This is a genomic window from Diaphorobacter caeni (assembly GCF_015354245.1).
Classification (GTDB): domain Bacteria; phylum Pseudomonadota; class Gammaproteobacteria; order Burkholderiales; family Burkholderiaceae_C; genus Diaphorobacter_A; species Diaphorobacter_A caeni.
The window spans coordinates 299691-320785 of record NZ_JADKYZ010000005.1 but is presented as its reverse complement, the minus strand read 5'-3'; the positions used below and the strand labels follow the sequence as shown (position 1 = coordinate 320785).

At 64.6% G+C, this 21095-nt stretch carries 18 protein-coding genes; 9 read left to right on the top strand and 9 right to left on the bottom strand.

Annotation, left to right across the window (positions count from 1 at the left end; genetic code table 11):
- Positions 1 to 60: 60 nt before the first annotated feature.
- Entirely contained in the window at positions 61 to 1323 is a 1263-nt protein-coding gene (locus tag ISG32_RS14690; RefSeq protein ID WP_194771770.1) for a pyridoxal-phosphate-dependent aminotransferase family protein, read from the bottom strand.
- Between the two features lie 102 nt (positions 1324 to 1425).
- Here ISG32_RS14690 and ISG32_RS14685 point away from each other — a divergent pair, with 102 nt between their 5' ends.
- Positions 1426 to 2184, top strand: a complete 759-nt coding sequence (locus tag ISG32_RS14685) for a GntR family transcriptional regulator (RefSeq protein ID WP_407645060.1) — start codon at positions 1426 to 1428, stop codon at positions 2182 to 2184.
- 71 nt (positions 2185 to 2255) lie between these two features.
- On the opposite strand, the gene ISG32_RS14680 is transcribed toward ISG32_RS14685, so the two are convergent.
- The 3 genes from ISG32_RS14680 to ISG32_RS14670 form a co-directional block, all read right to left on the bottom strand.
- On the bottom strand, positions 2256 to 3779 hold the full coding sequence (locus ISG32_RS14680) for a tripartite tricarboxylate transporter permease (protein WP_194771769.1): 1524 nt from the start codon (positions 3777 to 3779) through the stop codon (positions 2256 to 2258).
- A 222-nt stretch (positions 3780 to 4001) separates the two neighbouring features.
- Positions 4002 to 4520: a tripartite tricarboxylate transporter TctB family protein gene (locus tag ISG32_RS14675; protein WP_194771768.1), complete on the bottom strand. Its 519-nt coding sequence runs from the start codon at positions 4518 to 4520 to the stop codon at positions 4002 to 4004.
- Between the two features lie 23 nt (positions 4521 to 4543).
- Positions 4544 to 5542: a Bug family tripartite tricarboxylate transporter substrate binding protein gene (locus ISG32_RS14670; RefSeq protein ID WP_194771767.1), complete on the bottom strand. Its 999-nt coding sequence runs from the start codon at positions 5540 to 5542 to the stop codon at positions 4544 to 4546.
- Between the two features lie 234 nt (positions 5543 to 5776).
- Here ISG32_RS14670 and ISG32_RS14665 point away from each other — a divergent pair, with 234 nt between their 5' ends.
- A complete protein-coding gene (locus tag ISG32_RS14665) occupies positions 5777 to 8845 on the top strand; it encodes an FAD-binding and (Fe-S)-binding domain-containing protein (protein ID WP_194771766.1) in 3069 nt (1022 codons plus the stop codon).
- A 156-nt stretch (positions 8846 to 9001) separates the two neighbouring features.
- A complete protein-coding gene (locus tag ISG32_RS14660; RefSeq protein ID WP_194771765.1) occupies positions 9002 to 10672 on the top strand; it encodes a GMC family oxidoreductase in 1671 nt (556 codons plus the stop codon).
- Between the two features lie 21 nt (positions 10673 to 10693).
- Here the strand turns inward: ISG32_RS14660 and ISG32_RS14655 are convergent, their stop codons facing one another.
- The 3 genes from ISG32_RS14655 to ISG32_RS14645 are packed head-to-tail and all read right to left on the bottom strand — an operon-like array spanning position 10694 to position 12497.
- Complete coding sequence (locus ISG32_RS14655) at positions 10694 to 10882, bottom strand: hypothetical protein (RefSeq protein WP_194771764.1); 189 nt, start codon at positions 10880 to 10882, stop codon at positions 10694 to 10696.
- A 9-nt stretch (positions 10883 to 10891) separates the two neighbouring features.
- Positions 10892 to 11197: a hypothetical protein gene (locus tag ISG32_RS14650; RefSeq protein WP_194771763.1), complete on the bottom strand. Its 306-nt coding sequence runs from the start codon at positions 11195 to 11197 to the stop codon at positions 10892 to 10894.
- A 19-nt stretch (positions 11198 to 11216) separates the two neighbouring features.
- On the bottom strand, positions 11217 to 12497 hold the full coding sequence (locus ISG32_RS14645; RefSeq protein ID WP_267254030.1) for an ammonium transporter: 1281 nt from the start codon (positions 12495 to 12497) through the stop codon (positions 11217 to 11219).
- A 676-nt stretch (positions 12498 to 13173) separates the two neighbouring features.
- On the opposite strand from ISG32_RS14645, the gene ISG32_RS14640 reads away from it, so the two are divergent.
- The 6 genes from ISG32_RS14640 to ISG32_RS14615 all read left to right on the top strand — a co-directional run bounded on the left by ISG32_RS14640 (position 13174) and on the right by ISG32_RS14615 (position 18672).
- Positions 13174 to 13932, top strand: a complete 759-nt coding sequence (locus tag ISG32_RS14640; RefSeq protein WP_194771761.1) for a sulfite exporter TauE/SafE family protein — start codon at positions 13174 to 13176, stop codon at positions 13930 to 13932.
- A gap of 116 nt (positions 13933 to 14048) precedes the next feature.
- The gene (rocF, locus tag ISG32_RS14635; protein WP_194771760.1) at positions 14049 to 14966 is read left to right on the top strand and encodes an arginase; all 918 of its coding nucleotides are present in this window, start codon (positions 14049 to 14051) and stop codon (positions 14964 to 14966) included.
- Between the two features lie 187 nt (positions 14967 to 15153).
- Positions 15154 to 15918 carry an ABC transporter substrate-binding protein gene (locus ISG32_RS14630; protein ID WP_194771759.1) on the top strand — a complete coding sequence of 255 codons (765 nt, stop codon included), beginning with the start codon at positions 15154 to 15156 and terminating at the stop codon, positions 15916 to 15918.
- A 64-nt stretch (positions 15919 to 15982) separates the two neighbouring features.
- On the top strand, positions 15983 to 16765 hold the full coding sequence (locus ISG32_RS14625) for an amino acid ABC transporter permease (protein WP_194771758.1): 783 nt from the start codon (positions 15983 to 15985) through the stop codon (positions 16763 to 16765).
- Positions 16762 to 17523, top strand: a complete 762-nt coding sequence (locus tag ISG32_RS14620; protein WP_194771757.1) for an amino acid ABC transporter ATP-binding protein — start codon at positions 16762 to 16764, stop codon at positions 17521 to 17523. The genes ISG32_RS14625 and ISG32_RS14620 overlap by 4 nt, the downstream gene beginning before the upstream one ends.
- 252 nt (positions 17524 to 17775) lie before the next feature.
- A complete protein-coding gene (locus ISG32_RS14615) occupies positions 17776 to 18672 on the top strand; it encodes a DMT family transporter (protein WP_194771756.1) in 897 nt (298 codons plus the stop codon).
- 13 nt (positions 18673 to 18685) lie between these two features.
- On the opposite strand, the gene ISG32_RS14610 is transcribed toward ISG32_RS14615, so the two are convergent.
- Entirely contained in the window at positions 18686 to 19063 is a 378-nt protein-coding gene (locus tag ISG32_RS14610; protein ID WP_194771755.1) for a hypothetical protein, read from the bottom strand.
- A 28-nt stretch (positions 19064 to 19091) separates the two neighbouring features.
- Positions 19092 to 21047: a penicillin-binding protein 2 gene (gene mrdA, locus ISG32_RS14605; RefSeq protein ID WP_194771754.1), complete on the bottom strand. Its 1956-nt coding sequence runs from the start codon at positions 21045 to 21047 to the stop codon at positions 19092 to 19094.
- Positions 21048 to 21095: the final 48 nt, after the last annotated feature.

Here is a 21095-nt window from a genome sequence, read left to right as displayed (position 1 = left end):
CTCGCGCCAAGATCGCAAACACGTTCTTAGAGCGCATTTGCGCTCTAAAACTTCCCGAAACTATGCCACACGCAGCTTGGCTGCGCCGTCCGCCGAAGATAAAGATTGCGACGCGTCGGCGGCGAAGTGCTGCATGATCGCCTCGACTCCGCTGCCCGCGAGCTTCACGCCCGCCAGCTTGAGCCCCATTTCCACGCCGGCGACCATGGCAACCAGCGTGAGATCGTTGCTGTCGCCCAGATGCCCCAGACGGAACATGCGCCCGCGCAGCTTGCCCAGACCCTGACCGAGCGAGAGGTCGAAGCGGTCGTAGATCAGCTTGCGCACAGCGTCCGCATCCACGCCCTCGGGCAAGATCACGCCCGTCAGCACCGGCGAATACACGGCCGGGTCGGCGCACTGGATCGGCAGCCCCCAGGCGTTCACCGCCGCACGCACGCCCGCAGCCCAGCGCTGGTGGCGCGCGAACACCACGTCCATGCCCTGCCCGAGGATCATGTCCAGCGCCTCCGACAGGCCATACAGCAGGTTCGTGTTCGGCGTGTAGGGCCAGTAGCCGCCCTTGTTGATCTCGATGATCTCGTCCCAGGCCCAGAACGCCTTGGGCAGCTTCGCCGTCTTGGAGACCTCGACGGCCTTCGGCGACACCGCATTGAAACTGATGCCCGGCGGCAGCATCAGACCCTTCTGAGAGCCCGACACCGTCACGTCGATGCCCCAGGCATCGTGCTCCAGATCCGCGCAGGCCAGCCCCGAGATCGAGTCCACCATCAGCAGCGCAGGATGCCCCGCCGCGTCGATGGCCTTGCGCACCGCGAGGATGTCCGAGGTGACGCCGGTCGAGGTTTCGTTGTGCACCACGCACACCGCCTTGATCTTGCGCTCCGTGTCCTTGCGCAGCCGCGCCTCGATCATGTCGGCCTGCACGCCACGACGCCAGCCCGGCGCGTTCGGCAGATGCTTGTCGGTGCCCTCGTAGGTCAGCACCTCGGGCTTCAGTCCGAGCCGCGTCGCCATCTTGATCCACAGCGATGCAAAATGCCCCGTCTCGTACATCAGCACCTCGTCGCCGGGGCTCATCACGTTGGCGAGCGCGGCTTCCCAAGCGCCCGTTCCCGAGGCAGGATAGATCACCACCGGCTGTTTGGTCTTGAAGATCTTGCCGATGTCGCCCAGCACCTTCTTGCCCAGAGCACCGAACTCCGGACCGCGATGATCTATCGTCGGCAGGCTCATCGCCCTCAGAATGCGATCGGGCACGGGACTGGGTCCCGGAATTTGCAGAAAATGGCGGCCAGTGGGGTGAAAATCAAGTTGCAGCATGTCGTCTTCCTTTCAGGCTACATTTTGAATGCAAAATACAAAAACTGATGATCGTTAACCCTAGTCATTAGAACACGAAGCGTCAAAATTGAATTCATTTCCATGAACAACGCCAAACCGACGACCCCCATGACCAGCAAGACCGTGGACAACATCCCGCGCAAGGCGCTTCACGAACAGGTCGCCGACCGCCTGCGCCACATGCTGGTCGAAGGCGTGATCGAGCCCGGAGCCAAGCTCAACGAGCGCGAGATCTGCGAGGTGCTCAACGTCTCGCGCACGCCGCTGCGCGAGGCCATCAAGCTGCTCGCGGCCGAGGGCCTCGTGGAGCTGCTGCCCAACCGCGGCGCGGTCGCCGCGAGGCTCGACGAGAGCGACATCGTCAGCACCTTTGAAGTGCTGGCCACGCTCGAGGGCATGTCGGGCGAACTCGCCGCGCAGCGCATCACCGAAGACGAGCTCTCGGAAATCCAGGCCATGCACTACGAAATGATGGCCTGCTTCGCCCGCAAGAACCTCGCCGGGTACTACGACCTCAATGCCCGCATCCACGCCGCCATCAACGCGGCCGCCAAGAACCCGGTGCTCTCGCAGATTTACCGCAGCGTGAACACCCGCGCCCATCCCGTGCGGTTTCATACCAATCATGACGAGAGCAAATGGAAGCTCGCGGCCGCGGAGCATTCGGAGATGCTCGAAGCGCTCGCCGCACGTGACGGAGCCAAGCTCAAGCGGATTCTGGTGGGGCACCTGGACAACAAACGGGATGCAGTGCTGTCGCAGTTGAGGAAACAATCCGCCCCTCCCGCCGCACCCAAGGCCAAAAAGGCCAAGCCAGCAGAAGCCGCGCGCGATCTTTGAACATCGCGGGCCCCGTACAGGGCCCGCAGGAACAATCGATCCGAGGCCCATCGGGCCTCGGCGAACCGAGGTCAGGCCAGATCAGTGGCGGGCACCGACTTCTTCTCGCCCCTGAGCTTGGCCAGCACCGCACCGATCACCGGCCAGAACAGCAGAATCAACGCCAGCGTGATGATCGTCCCCGACAGCCCGTTGTGCCAGAACACGCCGATGTTGCCGTTGCTGCCCAGCATGCTCTGGCGGAAGGCGTCCTCCATGCGGTCGCCGAGCACGATGGCGAGCACCATCGGAGCGAGCGGATAGTCGAGCTTCTTGAACACGTAGCCGACCACGCCGAACAGCAGCATCATCCAGATGTCGGAGGCCGAGCCGTTCACCGTGAACGCGCCGATCGCGCAGACCATCAGAATCATCGGCGCGACGATGGAAAACGGGATGCGCAAAATCGCGGCGAACAGCGGCACGGTGGAGAGCACGATGATCAGCCCCGCGAGGTTGCCCATGTACATGCTGGCGATCAGGCCCCAGACGAAATCCTTCTGCTCGGTGAACAGCAACGGGCCGGGCTGCAGGCCCCAGATCATCAAACCACCCAGGAGCACGGCCGCCGTGGCCGAGCCGGGGATGCCCAGCGCGAGCATGGGCAGCAGCGCCGCCGTGCCTGCGGCATGCGCTGCGGTCTCTGGAGCGAGCACGCCCTCGGCCTCGCCCTTGCCGAAGTTGTCGCCCTTGCGAGAGAACTTCTTGGCAAGACCATAGCCCATGAAACTTGCGGCCACCGCGCCGCCCGGGGTCACGCCCATCCAGCAGCCGACAGCGGACGAGCGCAGCATGGTGAGCCAGTAGCGCGGCAGGCTCGCCCAGGTCTTCAGCACCACCTTGAGATCGATCTGCGCTTTCTTGCCTTTGAAGGCGAGCCCTTCTTCGATGGTGACAAGGATTTCGCTGATGCCGAAAAGGCCGATCACCACGACGAGAAAATCAAAGCCGCGCAGCAGCTCGCTGGAGCCGAACGTCATGCGCAATTCGCCGGAAATCGTGTCCATGCCGACGGCGGCGAGCAGCAGGCCCACGCCCATTGCGGCGACGATCTTGGCTTTGGATTCCTTGCCCATGCCGATGAAGCTGCAGAACGTGAGAAAGAACACCGCAAAGAATTCCGGCGGACCGAATTCGAGCGCGAACGACGCGACAAGTGGCGCAAGAAAGGTGATCAGCAGCACGCCCGAAATCGCGCCGATGAACGAGCCTGTGAACGCCAGCGTGAGCGCCTCGCCCGCCTTGCCCTGCTGGGCCATCGGGTAGCCGTCGAACGTGGTGGCGACCGACCACGCCTCGCCCGGTATGTTGAACAGCACCGAGGTGATCGCGCCGCCGAACAGCGCACCCCAGTAGATGCAGCTCAGCAGGATGATCGCCGAGGTGGGACTCATGCCGAAGGTCAGCGGCAGCAGAATGGCGACCCCGTTGGGGCCGCCGAGACCGGGAAGCACGCCGACGACGATGCCAAGCAGGATGCCCACCAGCATCAGCCCCATGTTGTTCCACGACAGCACGACGCTGAAGCCGTGCATCAGAGCGCCAAAGTCTTCCATTATCTGACTCCAACTTTCACGAAGCCTTCCGGCTTCGATTGGTCATTCGTTTTGAGGCGGCAATATCGCCCTTGATACTTTGTTGCGCAGCCTTGCCGTATGGACATACTGTCTGCGGCTGCGCGTCGCGTCTCAAGGGCGATCTTGCCGTTGTGGTGGGTGATCATGTGGCCGCCAACGCTTCAAAAAATGGCTGGCCACTTCGTGGCTTCTGTTGCGTTTTCAGTAACCCAGCCATGCTTCCAGGGGGCCCTTTGGCAACGGCACCTTGAACTGGATTTCAAACACCACGAACACGATCACGTTGGTGACCACGCCGAGCGCGACCGACTTCCACCATGGGTAGCCCCCTGCGAAGCGCATGAAGGCCGCGATGAACAGCGCGGAGGCGACATAGATGCCCAGCGTGCCGATCAGGGCGATGTAGATGGTGAGCGGCACCAGCACCTGGGCCACGCTCTTGAGCTGCGACCAGGTGACGAACAGCTCGTCACCCTTGTGCCGGAACGCCTGCCATGCCGCGCAGAGTGCGGCGATGGCGACGGCGATGCCGATGCGCATCGGGAAGTAGCCCGCCTGTGGCCCGGTGGACTCGTCCCAGCCCGCGCCGATGCGCTGGTTGTCCCAGATGACCAGCGCGGCCAGCACGAACAGGATGAGTGCCACGGCCCATTCGACCGAGCGCCTGCTGATGCCGCGCTCCGCGCCGTGGCCGTCCATCGTTTGACTTGAATCGGACATGCTGCGTCAACCTCTTGTCGCGATTACTTCATGAACCCGGCGGTCTTCATGATTTCGGCATGTCTTGCTTCGTCCTGCTTGAGAAAGTCGGCGAACTTCTGACCGACCATGAAATCCGGGCGCAGCGCGTTCTTTTCGAGGTATTCCTTGAACTCGGGCGTCTCCACGACCTTGGTGAGCAGGTCCTGATAGAACTTCGATTGATCCGCGCTCACGCCACCGGGCAGGAAAAAGCCGCGCAGCATGTTGTACGACACGTCGAGGCCCTGCTCCTTGCAGGTGGGGATGTCGGCCCAGCTCTGCGCATCGGTCACCTTGGTGGTGTAGCTGCTGCGCTTGTCGGAGAACAGGCAGAGCGCACGCACCTGACCCGCGCGCCACTGGGCGATGGATTCGCTCGGGTTGTTGGGGTTGGAATCGATGTGCTTGCCCACGAGCTGGGTGCTGGCCTCGCCACCGCCCTTGTAGGGGATGTAGGTGAACTTGGCGCCGCTCTTGTGCTCGACCTCGGCGGTGATCACCTGGTCTTCACGCTTGGAGCTGGTGCCGCCCATCTTGAACTTGCCGGGGTTCTTCTTCACGTCGGCGAGGTAGTCGGCCGAGGTCTTGTAGGGCGTCGTGGCATTCACCCACAGCACGAACTCGTCCTGCGCGACCATGCCGATGGGCGTGAGGTCCTTCCAGTTGAACGGCAGGCCCGTGGCCATCGGCACGGTGAAGATGCCGGTCGACGCGACCAGCACCTTGTGCGCGTCCTTGGCCGCGCCCTTCACGTCAAGAATGCCTTCTGCGCCCGAAGCGCCCGCCTTGTTCTGGATGACGATGGGCACCTTCACCAGCTCGTGCTTGGTAATGGCGGCCTGGATCACCCGCGCCATCTGGTCGGACGCGCCGCCCGGCGAGAACGGCACGACGAATTCGATGGCCTTGGTGGGCGCCCAGTCGGCATGTGCGGCTCCGGCGAGCGCCAGCAGAGAGATTGCGGCGGCGGCTACGGCGCGGACGGGTTTGTTTGCGGGCATGGTGAGTGTCTCCTTCATCTCTTGGGGGTGAGTGGCTCTGTTCGGCCATTGATGTTTATCGCAGTTACTGCAGTTTTGCATTCAAAAGACAAACACGAATCATGGATTTCCCTGAAACACAGGAGAAATCCGTGACAAATAATGAATGCAAAATTGAAAACGTCGCTGATTTCGGCTCGAGCGGACAAAAACCGCACCTTGGCGAGCCCCGCAGCGCCTCACCTGAAAGCCCCCATGCAGATCGATCCACAGCACCGCCTCGCCCCCGCCGGCACCGTTCTTCCGCCCAACGAGGTCTGCCAGCAGCTTGAGCGGCGCCTGCGCGCGGAAACCGAGGCCGAGGTGATGTTCGACGCCGCGTCGCGCGGGCGCTATGCGACGGATGCGTCGATCTACCAGATCATGCCGGTGGGCGTGATGGTGCCGAAGTCAGAGCGCGACATCACGACCGCGCTCGACATCGCGCGCGAGCTCAAGGTGCCCGTGCTGCCGCGCGGCGGCGGCACCAGCCAGTGCGGCCAGACCACCGGCGCGGCGCTGGTGATGGACAACACCAAGCATTTCCGCAAGGTGCTCGACGTGGATGTGGCGCAGCGCACGGCCACCGTCGAACCCGGCATCGTGCTCGACCATCTCAACGCGCAGCTCAAGGCCCACGGGCTCTGGTATCCCGTCGACGTGTCGACCAGCGCGCAGGCCACGCTCGGCGGCATGGCGGGCAACAACTCCTGCGGCTCGCGCTCGATCGCCTACGGGAACATGGTGCACAACGTGGTCGGCGCAAGCGCCTGGCTGTCCAATGGCGATCTGCTGAACTTCGGGCCGGTGTCGCAACTGGGCGCAAGGGAGGCCCAGCTCGCGGACTTCGTGCGCTCGCTCGCACAGCAGCATCAGGCCGAGATCGAGGCACGCTGGCCCAAGGTGATGCGCCGCGTGGCGGGCTACAACCTCGACATCTTCCACAACCAGAACGAGAAGCCGTACACCGACGACGGATCGGTGAACCTCGCGCATCTGCTGATCGGCTCGGAAGGCACGCTGGCCTACACCAAGAGCCTCACGCTCAGACTCTCCGAGCTGCCGAAGTCCAAGGTGCTCGGCGTGATCAACTTCGAATCGTTCCACCGCGCGATGGACTCGGCGCAGCACATCGTCAAGCTCGGCCCCTGCGCGGTCGAGCTGGTGGATCGCACGATGATCGACCTCGCGCTGAGCAATCCGGCCTTCCGCCCGACCATGGAAACCGCGCTGATCAACGGCACGCCCGCGGCGATCCTGCTCGTGGAATTCGCGGGTGCGAACAAGGCCGAGCTGCTGCCCAAGCTCAAGCAACTGGTCGAGCTGATGGGCGACCTTGGCCTGCCCGGCACCGTGGTGGAAATGTCCGACGACGCGCCGCAGAAGAACCTCTGGGAGGTGCGCAAGGCAGGCCTCAACATCATGATGAGCCTGAAGGGCGACGGCAAGCCGGTGAGCTTCATCGAAGACTGCGCCGTGCCGCTCGAGCACCTGGCCGAATACACCGACGGGCTCACCGAAGTCTTCGCCAAGCATGGCACGCGCGGCACCTGGTATGCGCACGCCTCGGTGGGCACGCTGCATGTGCGGCCGATTCTGGACATGCGCGTCGACGGCACCGAGGGCGGCGCGGCCAAGATGCGCGCCATCGGCGAAGAGGCGGCGGAACTCGTGCGCAAGTACAAGGGCGCGTTCAGCGGCGAGCACGGCGACGGTCTGTGCCGTGGCGAGTGGATCGAATGGCAGTTCGGCCCCGCGATCAACGAGGCCTTCCGCGCGATCAAGCAACAGATGGACCCGCTCAATCTGTTCAACCCCGGCAAGATCATCGACACGCCGCGCATGGACGACGGCACGCTGTTCCGCTTCGCCCCGCCCAGCAGCGGCAAGCCGTACAAGCGCATTCCGATCCAGCCCGCACTCGACTGGTCGGCATGGAACGTGAACGCCGATCCCGTCACCGAGGAGGTGAGCGCGCCCGGCACCGGCGGTGACGTGACCGGCGGCTTCGCCAAGGCCGTGGAGATGTGCAACAACAACGGCACCTGCCGCAAGTTTGACGCGGGCACCATGTGCCCGAGCTACCGCGTCACGCGCGACGAGCAGCACCTCACGCGCGGACGCGCCAACACGCTGCGGCTCGCGCTCTCGGGCCAGTTGGGCCCCGATGCCTTCACCAGCGAGGAAATGCACGAGACCATGGACCTGTGCGTGGGCTGCAAGGGCTGCAAGCGCGACTGCCCGACCGGCGTGGACATGGCGAAGATGAAGATCGAGTTCCTGTCGCAATACAAGGCCCGGCACGGCCACACGCTCAAGGACAAATTGATCGCAAAGCTGCCCGACTACGCCGCGTCGGCCAGCCAGCTCTCCTGGCTCATGAACCTGCGCAACACCGTGCCCGGCGCGGCCTGGCTCGGCGAGAAGGTGCTGGGCCTGTCCGCCAAGCGCAGTCTGCCCGCATGGCGCAGCGACACGTTCTGGCGCAAGCGGGACGAGAACCGCACGCTGTTCTCCGACCTCGAATCCACGCTCGCCGCCGCCCGCTCGCACCAGAAGGCGGCCGTGCTGTTCGTCGACACCTTCAACGGCACCTTTGAAACCGAAAACGCACTCGCCGCCGCACGCGTGCTCAAGGCCGCAGGCTACGTGATCCACACCGTCGAAAAAGGCAACGGCAGCCACCACTGCTGCGGCCGCACCTATCTCGCAAGCGGCATGGTCGACGAGGCCCGCGAGCGTGCCGGCGCGCTCATCGACGCGCTGCTGCCGCTCGCGCAGGCCGGCGTCGCGGTGGTCGGCCTCGAGCCCTCGTGCCTGCTCACGCTGCGCGACGAAGCGCTGGTGCTCGGTCTGGGCGACAAGGCCGTGACAGTCTCCAAGCAGGCGCTGCTGTTCGAGGAATTCATCGCCAAGGAAATCAAGGCCGGCCGCTTCGCGCTCAAGCTGCGCCCTGCGGGGCAGCAGATCCTGCTGCACGGCCACTGCCACCAGAAGGCGTTCGGCGCTGTCACGCCGATCATGGAGGTGCTCAAGCTGATCCCGGAAACCAAGGCCGAGCTCATCGAAAGCAGCTGCTGCGGCATGGCCGGCAGCTTCGGCTACGAGGCCAAGCACCACGAGGTCTCCATGCAGATGGCGGAGGCCGCGCTGCTGCCCGCGATCCGCAAGCAGCCCGACGCCATCGTCGTCGCCGATGGCACCAGCTGCCGCCATCAGATCGCCGACGGCGCACAGCGCGAGGCCGTGCATGTGGCGCGGCTGCTGGACTCGCTGATGGTGTGAGAAAACTTCAATAAATCGCTAGCAAGCGCTGATTGCATGAACCTTACGCCACAAATTTCATAGCGATTCAGCGCTTCCCCTCTCGACACCCGGATGCCGTTGCGCACAATGACCGCAAGAGACACAAAACCGGTCAGGCAAGGCATTCGGGCATCCATGAGCGACAACACAGAATTCGACTACATCATCATCGGCGGCGGCACCGCTGGCGCGCTGCTCTCCAACCGCCTGAGCGCGGACAAGCAAAAGAGCGTGCTGCTGATCGAGGCCGGACGGCGCGATGACTACCACTGGATCCACATTCCGGTCGGCTATCTCTACTGCATCGGCAATCCCCGCACCGACTGGCTCTACAACACAGAACCCGATCCGGGCCTCAACGGCCGCACGCTGCGCTACCCGCGCGGCAAGACGCTGGGGGGCTGCTCGAGCATCAACGGCATGATCTACATGCGCGGCCAGGCACGTGACTACGAGCACTGGGCCGACGTCACCGGCGACGACGACTGGCGCTGGGACAGCGTGCTCTCGGCCTTCCGCCGCCATGAAGACCACTGGCGCCTTGACGATCCCGCCAAGGCCAGCGATGCCTTCAAGCAGCTGCACGGCAGCAAGAGCACAGGCGGCTCGGGCGAATGGCGCGTGGAAAAGCAGCGCCTGCGCTGGGACGTGCTCGACGCCTTCGCCAAGGCCGCGACCGAGGCGGGCGTGCCCGCGACGGATGACTTCAATCGCGGCGACAACGAGGGCGTGGGCTACTTCGAGGTCAACCAGAAATCCGGCTGGCGCTGGAACACGGCCAAGGCCTTTCTGCGCCCCACCTGCTACGGCCGCCCGAACTTCGAGATGTGGACCAATGCGCACGCCGCAAAGCTCATCGTCGAGCCCCAAGCCGATGGCAGCAAGCGCTGCACCGGCGTGCAGGTGTGGACCGGCAAGGAGATGATCACCGTGAAGGCGCACAAGGAGGTGATCCTGAGCGCGGGCGCGGTGAACTCGCCGCAGCTGCTGCAGCTCTCGGGCATCGGCCCTGCGGCGCTGCTGCAGCAGCACGGCATCGACGTGGTGCACGAGCTGCCGGGCGTCGGCGCCAACCTGCAGGACCATCTGCAGATCCGCGCGGTCTACAAGGTCAAGAACGTGCCCACGCTCAACGTGCTGGCCAGCAGTCTGGCTGGCAAGGCGAAGATCGGTCTCGAATACGCGCTCAAGCGCAGCGGCCCGATGAGCATGGCTCCCTCGCAGCTCGGCGCGTTCACCCGCAGCAGCGCGGAGCATCGGCACCCCAACATCCAGTACCACGTGCAGCCGCTGTCGCTCGACGCGTTCGGCGAGCCGCTGCACAGCTTCCCCGCCTTCACCGCGAGCGTCTGCAATCTGAACCCGACGAGCCGGGGCTCGGTGACGATCAAGAACGCCGATTTCAGGACGGCTCCGGCCATCGCGCCCAACTACCTCTCGACCGACGAAGACCGCAAGGTCGCCGCCGACAGCCTGCGCGTGACGCGCCGCATCTGCGCGCAGCCGGCGCTCGCCAAGTACGCACCGGAAGAATGGAAACCCGGCCCGCAGTACCAGACCGATGAAGACCTCGCGCGGCTGGCGGGCGACATCGCCACCACCATCTTCCACCCCGTCGGCACCACCCGCATGGGCCGCGCCGACGACCCGATGGCCGTGCTCGACTCGCACCTGCGCGTGCGCGGCATCGCGGGACTGCGCGTGGTGGACGCCGGCGCGATGCCCACCATCACCAGCGGCAACACCAACTCGCCGACGCTGATGCTCGCTGAAAAGGCAGCGGAGTGGATCCGCAAGGGAGGCTGAACGCCGCCTGCGAATCTCCGCTCAGGGCTTGTTCAGCGATCCGCTCACCACGCCCGCGCGGTCCACAATGCGCTGCACCGACGTGCGAAGGTGATCGCCGGTCTCTCTGACCTTGCCCGAGGAATCCATGGCCATGGACCAGCCCACGCTCGCGCCATCGTTGTAGGCGGGGGTGAAGCGATACTCCCCCACCCCGTCCGTGCAGCGCACGGTTCCCTGTCAACGCAGCGAACCGACGTACTTCTTCGCCTCCCCCCTCTGCCTGAGCAGGTCCGACGCACGCTGCACCAGCGGCACGCGCTGCTCGCGCTGGAGATGATCGAGCCAGGCCCGCTCCAGCCTGCCCGCCCAATCCAGCAGATCGGCCACCGAGTTGCGCTCGGCATGTTGACGCGCAAAGGCGATGACGGCCTCTGCATATTCGGCGTTCACCGCCATCCACTCGGTATCGGTCACCCTGCCGGTGTTTCTGCGCAGCAGCACATGCAGATGCGCGGCGATGGCCACAAGATCAGCTTCGGGCATGTCGGGTTCTCCTTCAGATTCACGTGTTCGCGCGCTCTCCGTGCAGCGCGATGTCCAGGCCCACGAGTTCGGCCTCGTCGTCCACGCGCAGGCCGATCAGCGCGTTCACCAGCCAGAACAGCAGCGCCGTGACGATCACCGTGAAGACGCCCACGGCCAGCACGCTGATGGCCTGGATGGACACGCTCCCCGGGACGCCCGCGATGTCCGCATCGGCAAACACGCCGGTGAGCAGTGCGCCCACGATGCCTCCAACGCCGTGCACGCCGAACACATCGAGCGAATCGTCCGCACCGAGCATGCGCTTCAGCCGGGTCGCGCCCCAGTAGCAGGCGACTCCGGCGATCCCTCCCATCAACAGCGCGGAACGGGGAGTGACGAACCCGGCCGCGGGCGTGATCGCCACCAGTCCGGCCACCAGCCCCGAGCACAAACCCAGCAGGGTGACCTTGCTGCGCACAAGGTACTCGGCCAGCGCCCAGCCCAGCGCCCCCGCGCAGGCCGCAATGTGCGTCACCGACAGCGCCAGCGCCGCGCGCCCATCGGCCGCAAGCGACGAGCCCGCGTTGAAGCCGAACCAGCCGATCCACAGCAGCGCCGCGCCCACCATCGTGAAACCCAGATTGCCTGGCTCGAGCGGCTCGCGTCCATAGCCACGACGCGGCCCGAGCATCCAGGCGCAGACCAGCCCCGCCAGCCCCGCGTTCACATGCACCACGGTGCCGCCCGCAAAATCCAGCGCCCCCATCTTCGCGAGCCAGCCGCCCGGCTCCCAGACCCAGTGCGCAATCGGCGAATAGACGACGAGACTCCACAGCCCCACGAACACCAGCATTCCCCCGAAACGCATGCGCTCCACCCACGCGCCCACCAGCAGCGAGGCGGTGATCACCGCAAACGCCAGCTGGAACATCGCGAACGCGGCTTCCGGAACGTGTGGCGCAAGATGGCTTACGGCCACCTTCTGCTGCACGGCGCTGAAATCCAGACCCGCAAACCAGAACCGCTGATCCGAACCGATCCAGCCATTGCCGGGCGTGAACGCCAGCGAGTAGCCCCAGGTGAACCAGAGAACGCTCACCACCGCCGCAATGCCGATCACGCTCGCCATGGTGTTGAGCACGTTCTTGCGCCGCACCATCCCCGAATAGAACAGTGCGATCCCCGGCAGCGTCATCAGCAGCACCAGAATCGTCGCCGTCATCAGCCACGCGGTATCCACCGCACTGATGTCCTGCACACCCGTGAGAGAAGGCCGACTGATCGTGGCCGCCGCAGCCCCTGCCGACCACGTACCCAAAACACAAGCCGCGAAACTCACCAAAGCCGGGCGTGCAACGCCAAATTTCTTGCGCTCCGTCATAGCTCTCCGCGTATCAATGACTACTATATGTAACCACTGACGCACGAGTCATGCCAATGACATCTCCTCGGCGCTGCCACAAAAAGGGGCGACGCCTGTAGTCCTGCGCTCCAAAATAGGGTGGGGAAATCACCAATGCACTATCAATGTGCAACGATTACAGTCACCTTACTCGAAAGCGCGCCTCGGCACGCAGCGAGGGGACCGAGGAGACGCCACAACTCAAACAACATATTCAAAATATTCCGAGCGTCCCCACAAGATGCCAACTTTCCCAAAAGCGCCGCTACTGCGGCGCTTTTTTTTCGCCACGAGCGAAGCGAAGTGCCGAACACACCTCTTCCCAACTGATTTCCGGCGGTTGTCCGAGCGAAGCGCGCAGCGCGCAGTCGAGTTCTGCCGGAGGTATTGAAGGCGCATTTTTGATTACTTTTTGGGCAAGACCAAAAAGTGATTGCCCCGCCGGGGGCAGTCCCGGCCTCTGCCCTCTACCCCAGAGCAGAAGAAATCCAAATACCAGCCCCTACCCCCGCCCTCCCCCCCGCAAGCGGGAGAGGGAGCAATACAGAAGCCAGGCCGCGCAGTCTCACCCCCGGTGAGACAATCCACCCCCATGGAATGGATCATCATCTCAGTAGCCTCCGTCCTCGCAGGCTTCGTGGACGCCATCGTCGGCGGCGGCGGCCTGATACTCGTCCCCGCTCTCTTCGCCACGTTCCCCACGGCCCCGCCGGCCACCCTGCTCGGCACCAACAAGAGCGGCTCCGTCTGGGGCACGGCCATCGCCACCTGGCAATACAGCCGCAAGGTGCAGATCCGCTGGCGCGCCATGCTGCCCGCGGCGGCGGCGGCGGTGATCGGCTCGTTCCTCGGGGCCTGGGCCGTCACGCTGATTTCGGGTGACTTCCTGCGCAAGCTGCTGCCGTTCGTGCTGATCTGCCTGCTGCTCTACACGCTCGCCAAAAAAGACCTGGGACGCCACCACACGCCGCTCTACGACGGCAACCGGGAAGTGGCCATCGCGTGCGCGATCGGGCTGACCATCGGCGCATACGACGGTTTCTTCGGGCCGGGCACGGGCAGCTTCTTCATCTTCATGTTCGTGCGCCTGCTCGGCTACGACTTTTTGAACGCATCCGCCTCGGCCAAGCTCATGAACCTCGCGAGCAACTCCTCGGCGCTGGTGCTGTTCGCCCTGAAGGGCCACATCTGGTGGCACTACGCGCTGATGCTCGCGGTCTGCAACGTGATCGGCAGCGTGGCAGGCACGCATCTGGCGCTCAAGCATGGAGCGGGCTTCGTGCGAGGGATCTTCATTCTGGTGGTCTCCGCGCTGATCCTGAAAACCGGCTACGACGCCTTCCTGCGCTGATGGCAACAACGGGTGCGGCGCGCCTGCAAACGGCGCGCGCTTCGCTTACATTCTGCTCGCGGCAGGCAGGGCTATATTCGCCGACAAAGACCACCGGTCCGCAAGGGAGCAGGAACATGCGAGGCATCACGTTGATTGGTGCGCCCACCGATGTGGGCGCGAGCGTTCTGGGGGCCAGCATGGGGCCCGAGGCGCTGCGGATTGCAGGCATCACCCAGGCCCTTCGGGGGCGTGATCTCAAGGTGCTGGATTTCGGCAATCTGGTCGGCCCGGGCAATCCACAGGCCCCGGCGCAGGATGGCTTTCGGCACTTGAACGAGGTCATCACGTGGAACAAGACGCTCTTCGCCGCGACGCTGGACACGCTGACCGCCGGGCGGCTGCCGCTGTTGATGGGCGGTGACCATTGCCTCGCCATCGGCTCGATCAGCGCCGTCGCCCAGCACTGCCGCGCGCGGGCCAAGCGCCTCAAGGTGCTGTGGTTCGACGCCCATGCCGACTCCAACACCCCGGAGACCAGCCCCAGCGGCAATCTGCACGGCATGCCCGTGGCCTGCCTGCTGGGCCATGGACCGGCGGCGCTCACCCGTCTGGCGGAAGCCTCTCCCGCCCTGAAGCCGAGCGAGATCACCCTGATCGGCATCCGCAGCGTGGACGCGAGCGAAAAGCACTTCGTGAACGAGCACCACATCGACGTCTACGACATGCGCACCATCGACGAGATGGGCATGCGAGCGGTGATGCAGTCGGCGCTCGCGGACGTGGATGACAACACCCATCTGCACGTGAGCTTCGACATGGATTTTCTCGATCCGGGCGTCGCCCCCGGCGTGGGCACGCCGGTGCGCGGCGGGCCGACCTACCGCGAGACCCAGCTGTGCATGGAAATGCTGGCGGACAGCGGCGCGCTGGCGTCGGTCGATCTGGTGGAGCTCAACCCGGCGCTCGACATCCGCAACCAGACGGCCGAGCTCGCGGTCGAATTGCTCGAAAGCCTCTTTGGCAAGTCAACGTTGATGCGCGAAAAACGTTGATTTTGTTGTCTTCATGCGCATTCGGGTTAATCCCCGCACATGACGACCACAGGAAGACCCCGTTTTTTTATAATGTGGCTGCTTTGTGACACCGCCCCATTACGAGAGGGGGGTCGAATGAATGGTTCCGGCTTGTGATCTGCAATGCCGGATTTTTTGTACCTGATGCGATCCCGCAGGAACACACATGAAGAAGATCTTTGCAACCGTCGCCACCGCCGTGGCTCTGTGCGCCGCCGTTTCCGTGCAAGCGCGCCCGTTTGACGCCATCCAGAAGGCCGGCAGCATCAACATGGGCTCGGAAGGCCAGTACGCGCCGTTCAACTTCTTCAAGGGCAAGACCCTCACCGGCTACGAAATCGACGTCGCCGAAGCCGTGGCGAAGAAGATGGGCCTGAAGTACGAATGGAAGGCCGTCGGCTTCGACGCGCTGCTCACCGGGCTGGCGCAAGACCGCTGGGATCTGGTGATCGCCTCGCACGGCATCACCCCCGAGCGCGAAAAGGCCGTGACCTTCACCGTGCCGCACTACTGCTCGGGCGGCCAGATCGTGTCGCTCTCGCCATCCATCAAGACCGCCGCCGATCTGGCTGGCAAGGTGGTGGCCGTGCAGACCGGCACCAGCTATCTGGATCACGTGAAGAAGGTTCCCGGCGTGAAGGAAGTGAAGAATTTCCCGACCGACGAAGCCGCCCGCGCTGCGCTCGGCTCCAAGCGCGTCGACGCATGGGTGACCGACCGTTTCGTGGCCAAGGAAATGCTCTCCAAGACGCCCAAGGCCGGTTTCATCACTGGCGACATGCTGTTCATCGAACAAGTGGCGGCCGCTGTCTCCAAGGGCAATACCGGTCTGGCCGACGCCTACAACAAGGCTTTCAACGAGCTGAAGGCCGACGGCACGATCGGCAAGATCTCGCAGAAGTACTTCCAGGAAGACGTGACCTGCAAGTAAGCCGGCCACGTTGATTCTTCACCCCCACCACTGACGCCGGGCCCCGCGCCCGGCGACGTATCTCATGCTTCTTGCACTCTGGCCCGCACATTGGAGCCGCAACCAACGCAGCAATGCGACGCTGGTTGCGGCTTTGGTGTTGATGGTGCTGGTCCTCGCACTGCTCGGCCAGTTCCTCTCGTTCTTTCCCGAGCCCATCGGCTCCAATGCCGCCTTCTTCGCTGAAGGCGCGCTGACCACTCTGTATCTCACGCTGGTGAGCGGCGTCGTCGGCCTCATTCTCGGTACCGGCTCCGCGCTCGCGCGCACCTCTCGCCATGCCTGGCTGCGCTGGATTGCCGGTATCTACATCTGGGCGATCCGCGGCACCCCGCTGCTCGTGCAGATTCTGTTTGTCTACTTCGCCCTGCCGGTGCTGGTGCCCGGTCTGAACCTGCCCGACTTCGCCGCCGCCGTGGTCGCGCTTGGCCTGAACGTGGGTGCCTACAACTCCGAAGCGATCCGCGCCGGATTGCTGGCCGTACCGCGCGGCCAGACGGAAGCCGCACGCGCGCTCGGTCTGCCCAAGAGCCGGGTGTTCTTCGACGTGGTGTTTCCGCAGGCCTTCAAGATTTCGCTGCCGCCGCTGGTGAGCAACTTCGTGGCGCTGCTCAAGGATTCATCGCTGGCCTACGCGATCGGCGTGGTGGAACTCACCAACGTGGGCAATCGCATCCAGTCGGCCACATTCCAGCCGGTGCAGACACTGGTCACCGTGGCCATCACCTACCTGATTCTCACGACGCTGGTCACCCAGGTGGCCGCCGCCATCGAGTACCGCTTCGACGTGGAGGGCCGCGTCAAATGAGCGACTCCGAAAAGAACCCGCAGAAGTGCTACATCGTCGTGGACAAGGTGTGCAAGTCGTTCGGCTCGCACCAGGTGCTCAAGGACGTGTCCACTGCCTTCAACACCGGCGAAGTCACCGTGATCATCGGCGCATCGGGCTCGGGCAAGAGCACGCTGCTGCGCGCGCTCAACCGGCTGGAGCCGCATGACAGCGGCACCATCACGATCGACGGCAAACCCGTGACCGACGATGAACGCACGCTGCAGGCGCAGCGCTGCGAAGTGGGCATGGTGTTCCAGCAGTTCAACCTGTTCGGCAACATGACGGTGCTGGACAACATCTCCCTGGCCCCACGCCGCATCCGCGGCCTCTCGCGCGAACAGGCCAACGCCAAGGCGATGGCGCTGCTCACCCGCGTGGGCCTCAAGGACCACGCGCACAAGTACCCGTGGCAGCTCTCCGGCGGTCAGCAGCAGCGCGTGGCGATCGCCCGCGCGCTGGCGATGGAGCCCAAGGTGATGCTGTTCGACGAGCCCACCTCCGCACTCGACCCCGAAATGGTTCAGGAAGTGCTCGACGTGATGCGCGAACTCGCCAAGGGCGGCATGACGATGATCATCGTGACCCACGAAATGGGCTTCGCCCGCGAAGTCGCCGACCGCGTGATGTTCTTCGACCAGGGCCGCATCGCCGCCGAAGCGCCACCCGCAGAGTTCTTCGGCAACCCCGCCAATGACCGCATCCGGGCTTTCATCGGCCGCATGACGAAACATTGAGCCCTCGGCGACAATGGACCTGTGAGCCGGTATTCAAGCGCCCGCAGCGCAGCGGACGCTTGAAACACCAGCCCCAGTGACGAGACAGGTCCTCAGGCTAGGCGCGAAGCCGCAGACAGTACTTCGGTACGGCAAGGCTTCGCAACGACGCATGAGGGCCTGTATCGTCATCCCAAAACGAAGACTCTTCAAACCCCGCAACATCACCCATTCGTCGAAGCACCTGCACGCCCGACGAACAAACCAATTTCTATGCGCTCCGAACGTCGTGGGCTGGTGGCCCTTTTGATTGTCACTGTGGTGTGGGGAACTACGTTTCCTGCGATGAAACTGCTCTCGGGCCACCTCGACGCCCTGCAGATCATCTGGGCCCGCTTCGCCATCGCGCTGGCCGTGCTGCTCCCCCTCTGGCACGGCATGCGCAGCAACGAGCGCCGCTGGGGCATCGCCCTCGGCGCGCTGCTCTTCATCGCGTTCTGGCTGCAGATCGAGGGACTTGCGCGCACCACCAGCAACCGCAACGCCTTCGTCACCGGCCTCAACGTGCTGGTGGTGCCGATTCTCGCGATGCTGGTGCTCGGCAAGCGCTACGGCCTTGCGCTGTGGGCAGCCTGCGGCATGGCGCTCGTCGGCATGACGCTGATGTTCCACGAGAACGATCCCTGGAATCTCGGCGACACGCTCACGCTCGCCAGCACTTTCTTCTACGCGGTCTACATCCTCGCGCTGGAAGAATGCGCGCGCCGCACCGCCAGGCAGCCGCTGCGCGCCACGCGCATGGCGGCGGCGCAGGCGGCGGTGATGTTCGTGGCCGCCAGCATTCTGGTGGTCCTGCGTCACGGTGACATCGAGAGCGCGCTCGGCCCGCTGCTGGATCTGCCGACCTCCTCGTGGATCGCCCTCGCCTACCTCGGCGTCTTCGCCAGCGTGATGGTCGTGACCCTCCAGGCCTGGGGCCAGCAGCGCGTGGACGCCATGCGCAGCGCCATCATCTACGGTCTCGAGCCGGTGTTCGCCGCCACCATGGGCTGGTTCCTGATCGGCGAGAGCCTCGGCCTCAACGGGCTGCTGGGCGCGGCGCTGATCGTCGGCGCTCTGATCGTGAGCCAGCTCCAGCCCCCCAAGGACGTCGCAGCGACCACGGCCTGACCCGCCCCTGTTTTCACAGATTCCCGCGCGTGCTCTCGGGCGGGATTGCGTCTGACGCTTCAGGCCGCCGATACCGCTGCCAATCGCGCAAATGGAACTGCTCGACATAGATCGACACCAGCGCGAACGCCACCCAGCAGCCGATCAGCGCCACCATCGCCCATTGGGGTGATGACATGCCGTCCTTCAGCAGAAAAGCGCCTGCCAGCGCCAGCACCAGCCACGTCTGCCAGCGCTCGGCGGGATGCGGATTGTGCTGCAGCGTTCCGCCGCAGTCCGGACACAATGAAACCGCCTTGCCAGGCAGAAACCGGCGCTCACCTGGCGCGGGTGCGGAACGGATCAGCCGGCGCTTGAGCGAAATGCCGCAGTGGGGGCAGTCGTGGAGCATGGTCAATGATGCCTGCGCCGGTCGCCACTCAAGGCACGGGCGGCTCGTTGGTCTGGATCGGAATGTCTTCGACCCGGCGCGGCGTGCCCGTCGGCGCGGTCGCCTGCCCCCTGGACACGGCCGCGAGGTCTGACTCGCTGGGGTACTGGCCCATGAGCCAGTAGTCGAACACGCGTCGCACGATGGGGCCTGCGGCGGCGGCGCCGAAGCCCGCGTTTTCCACGATCACCGCGACGGCGATGCGTGGCTCCTCCAGCGGCGCGAAGGCGGAGAACAGCGAATGGTCGCGCTTGTGTTCTTCGAGCAGGCGCGCGTTGTATTTGACGTTCTGCCCCATGCTCACGGCCTGTGCCGTGCCGGTCTTGCCGCCCGAGGTGTACTGCGCGCTCGCGAACAGGCGTGCGCCCGTGCCGACCTTGTTCACGAGGCCCAGCGACTTGTGGATGATCTCGATGTTCTTGTGGTCATAGCCGAGCGACACGCCGGGCGGCTGCACGATTTCGGTGATCTGGCCGGTGACCGAGTCCTTGGTCGCCTTGGCGATGTGCGGCGTGTAGCGGGTGCCGCCATTGGCGAGCGTGGCCTCGGCCGCAGCGAGCTGCAGGATGGTGAAGTTGTTGTAGCCCTGGCCGATGCCCAGCGACACCGTCTCGCCCGAGTACCAGCGCTTCATTTCCGGGCGCTTGTAGGTGTTGCGCTTCCACTCGGTGCTCGGCAGCGTGCCGCGCACTTCACCGTTGAGATCGACGCCGGTGATCTGGCCGAAGCCCAGCGGTTTCATGAAGTCGTGGATCATGTCCACGCCCATGTCGACGGCGAGCGAATAGAAATACGTGTTGCTCGAATGCTGTATGGCGCGGTACATGTCCACGCCGCCGAGCCCGCCCTCGTGGCTGCGGAAGGTGCGGCCGCCGTAGTTGAAGAAGCCGGGGTCGTTGTAGACCTGCGTGGGCGAGCGCTTGTTGAGCTGCAGAGCGGCCAGCCCCATGAAGGGCTTGTAGGTCGAGCCCGGAGGGTAGGTGCCGCGCAGGGCGCGGTTGAGCAGCGGCTTGTTGATCGACTCGTTGAGCGCGGCCCAGTTCTCCTGGTCGATGCCTTCAACGAACAGGTTGGGATCGAACGTGGGCTTGCTCACCAGCGCGAGAATTTCGCCGTTGCGCGGATCCATGGCGACCAGCGCGCCACGGCGATCGCCGAACATGTCCTCGACCAGTTTCTGCAGCTTGATGTCCACCGAGAGCATCACTGTGTCGCCAGGCGTCGCGGCGTAGCTTGCGAGGCGGCGGATGGCGTGGCCGCCGGCCGAGGTCTCGAGCCGCTCCACGCCGGTGTGGCCATGCAGCGTCTTTTCATACGAGGACTCGACCCCGAGCTTGCCGATGTAGTCGGTGCCACGGTAGTTGGCCGCGTCGTCGGAATCCTCGATGCGCTCCTTCTCGCGCTGGTTGATGCGGCCGATGTAGCCGATCAGGTGCGCGCCGGTGTCTCCCAGCGGGTAGTTGCGGAACAGGCGTGCCTTGATGTCCACGCCGGGGAAGCGAAAGCGCTGCGCCGCGAAGCGCGCGACTTCCTCGTCGGTCAGGCGGGTGCGGATCGGAATCGACTCGAAGCTCTTGGAGTCCTCCATGAGGCGCTTGAACTTGCGACGGTCCCGCGCGCCGATCTCGACGATCTGACCGAGCTCGTCGATGGTGTCTTCCAGATTGCGCACCTTGGCGCGCGTGATTTCCAGCGTGTAGGCCGAATAGTTGGACGCCAGCAGCACGCCGTTGCGGTCAAGAATCAGGCCGCGATTGGGCACGATGGGAACGACCGCCGTGCGGTTGCTCTCGGCCTGCTCGGCCAGATCGTCGTGGCGCACGACCTGCAGCACGACGAGGCGCGCCACGATCAGGCAGAACGCCAGCATCACCACGAAGCCGATGACGATCACCCGCAACTTGAAGCGGGAGACATCGGCCTCCACATTCCGCAGTTCAGTCATGATGAGCGTCGCAGTCCATAGAGGGCCAACGGGAAATGCCGCGCAGCC

What these genes read in the sequence shown, in the direction of transcription:
- ISG32_RS14690 (WP_194771770.1), bottom strand. Translation starts at nt 1,323, where the DNA reads ATGCTGCAACTTGATTTTCACCCCACTGGCCGCCATTTTCTGCAAATT.
- ISG32_RS14685 (WP_407645060.1), top strand. Translation starts at nt 1,426, where the DNA reads ATGAACAACGCCAAACCGACGACCCCCATGACCAGCAAGACCGTGGAC.
- ISG32_RS14680 (WP_194771769.1), bottom strand. Translation starts at nt 3,779, where the DNA reads ATGGAAGACTTTGGCGCTCTGATGCACGGCTTCAGCGTCGTGCTGTCG.
- ISG32_RS14675 (WP_194771768.1), bottom strand. Translation starts at nt 4,520, where the DNA reads ATGTCCGATTCAAGTCAAACGATGGACGGCCACGGCGCGGAGCGCGGC.
- ISG32_RS14670 (WP_194771767.1), bottom strand. Translation starts at nt 5,542, where the DNA reads ATGCCCGCAAACAAACCCGTCCGCGCCGTAGCCGCCGCCGCAATCTCT.
- ISG32_RS14665 (WP_194771766.1), top strand. Translation starts at nt 5,777, where the DNA reads ATGCAGATCGATCCACAGCACCGCCTCGCCCCCGCCGGCACCGTTCTT.
- ISG32_RS14660 (WP_194771765.1), top strand. Translation starts at nt 9,002, where the DNA reads ATGAGCGACAACACAGAATTCGACTACATCATCATCGGCGGCGGCACC.
- ISG32_RS14650 (WP_194771763.1), bottom strand. Translation starts at nt 11,197, where the DNA reads ATGCCCGAAGCTGATCTTGTGGCCATCGCCGCGCATCTGCATGTGCTG.
- ISG32_RS14640 (WP_194771761.1), top strand. Translation starts at nt 13,174, where the DNA reads ATGGAATGGATCATCATCTCAGTAGCCTCCGTCCTCGCAGGCTTCGTG.
- rocF (WP_194771760.1), top strand. Translation starts at nt 14,049, where the DNA reads ATGCGAGGCATCACGTTGATTGGTGCGCCCACCGATGTGGGCGCGAGC.
- ISG32_RS14630 (WP_194771759.1), top strand. Translation starts at nt 15,154, where the DNA reads ATGAAGAAGATCTTTGCAACCGTCGCCACCGCCGTGGCTCTGTGCGCC.
- ISG32_RS14625 (WP_194771758.1), top strand. Translation starts at nt 15,983, where the DNA reads ATGCTTCTTGCACTCTGGCCCGCACATTGGAGCCGCAACCAACGCAGC.
- ISG32_RS14620 (WP_194771757.1), top strand. Translation starts at nt 16,762, where the DNA reads ATGAGCGACTCCGAAAAGAACCCGCAGAAGTGCTACATCGTCGTGGAC.
- ISG32_RS14615 (WP_194771756.1), top strand. Translation starts at nt 17,776, where the DNA reads ATGCGCTCCGAACGTCGTGGGCTGGTGGCCCTTTTGATTGTCACTGTG.
- ISG32_RS14610 (WP_194771755.1), bottom strand. Translation starts at nt 19,063, where the DNA reads ATGCTCCACGACTGCCCCCACTGCGGCATTTCGCTCAAGCGCCGGCTG.
- mrdA (WP_194771754.1), bottom strand. Translation starts at nt 21,047, where the DNA reads ATGACTGAACTGCGGAATGTGGAGGCCGATGTCTCCCGCTTCAAGTTG.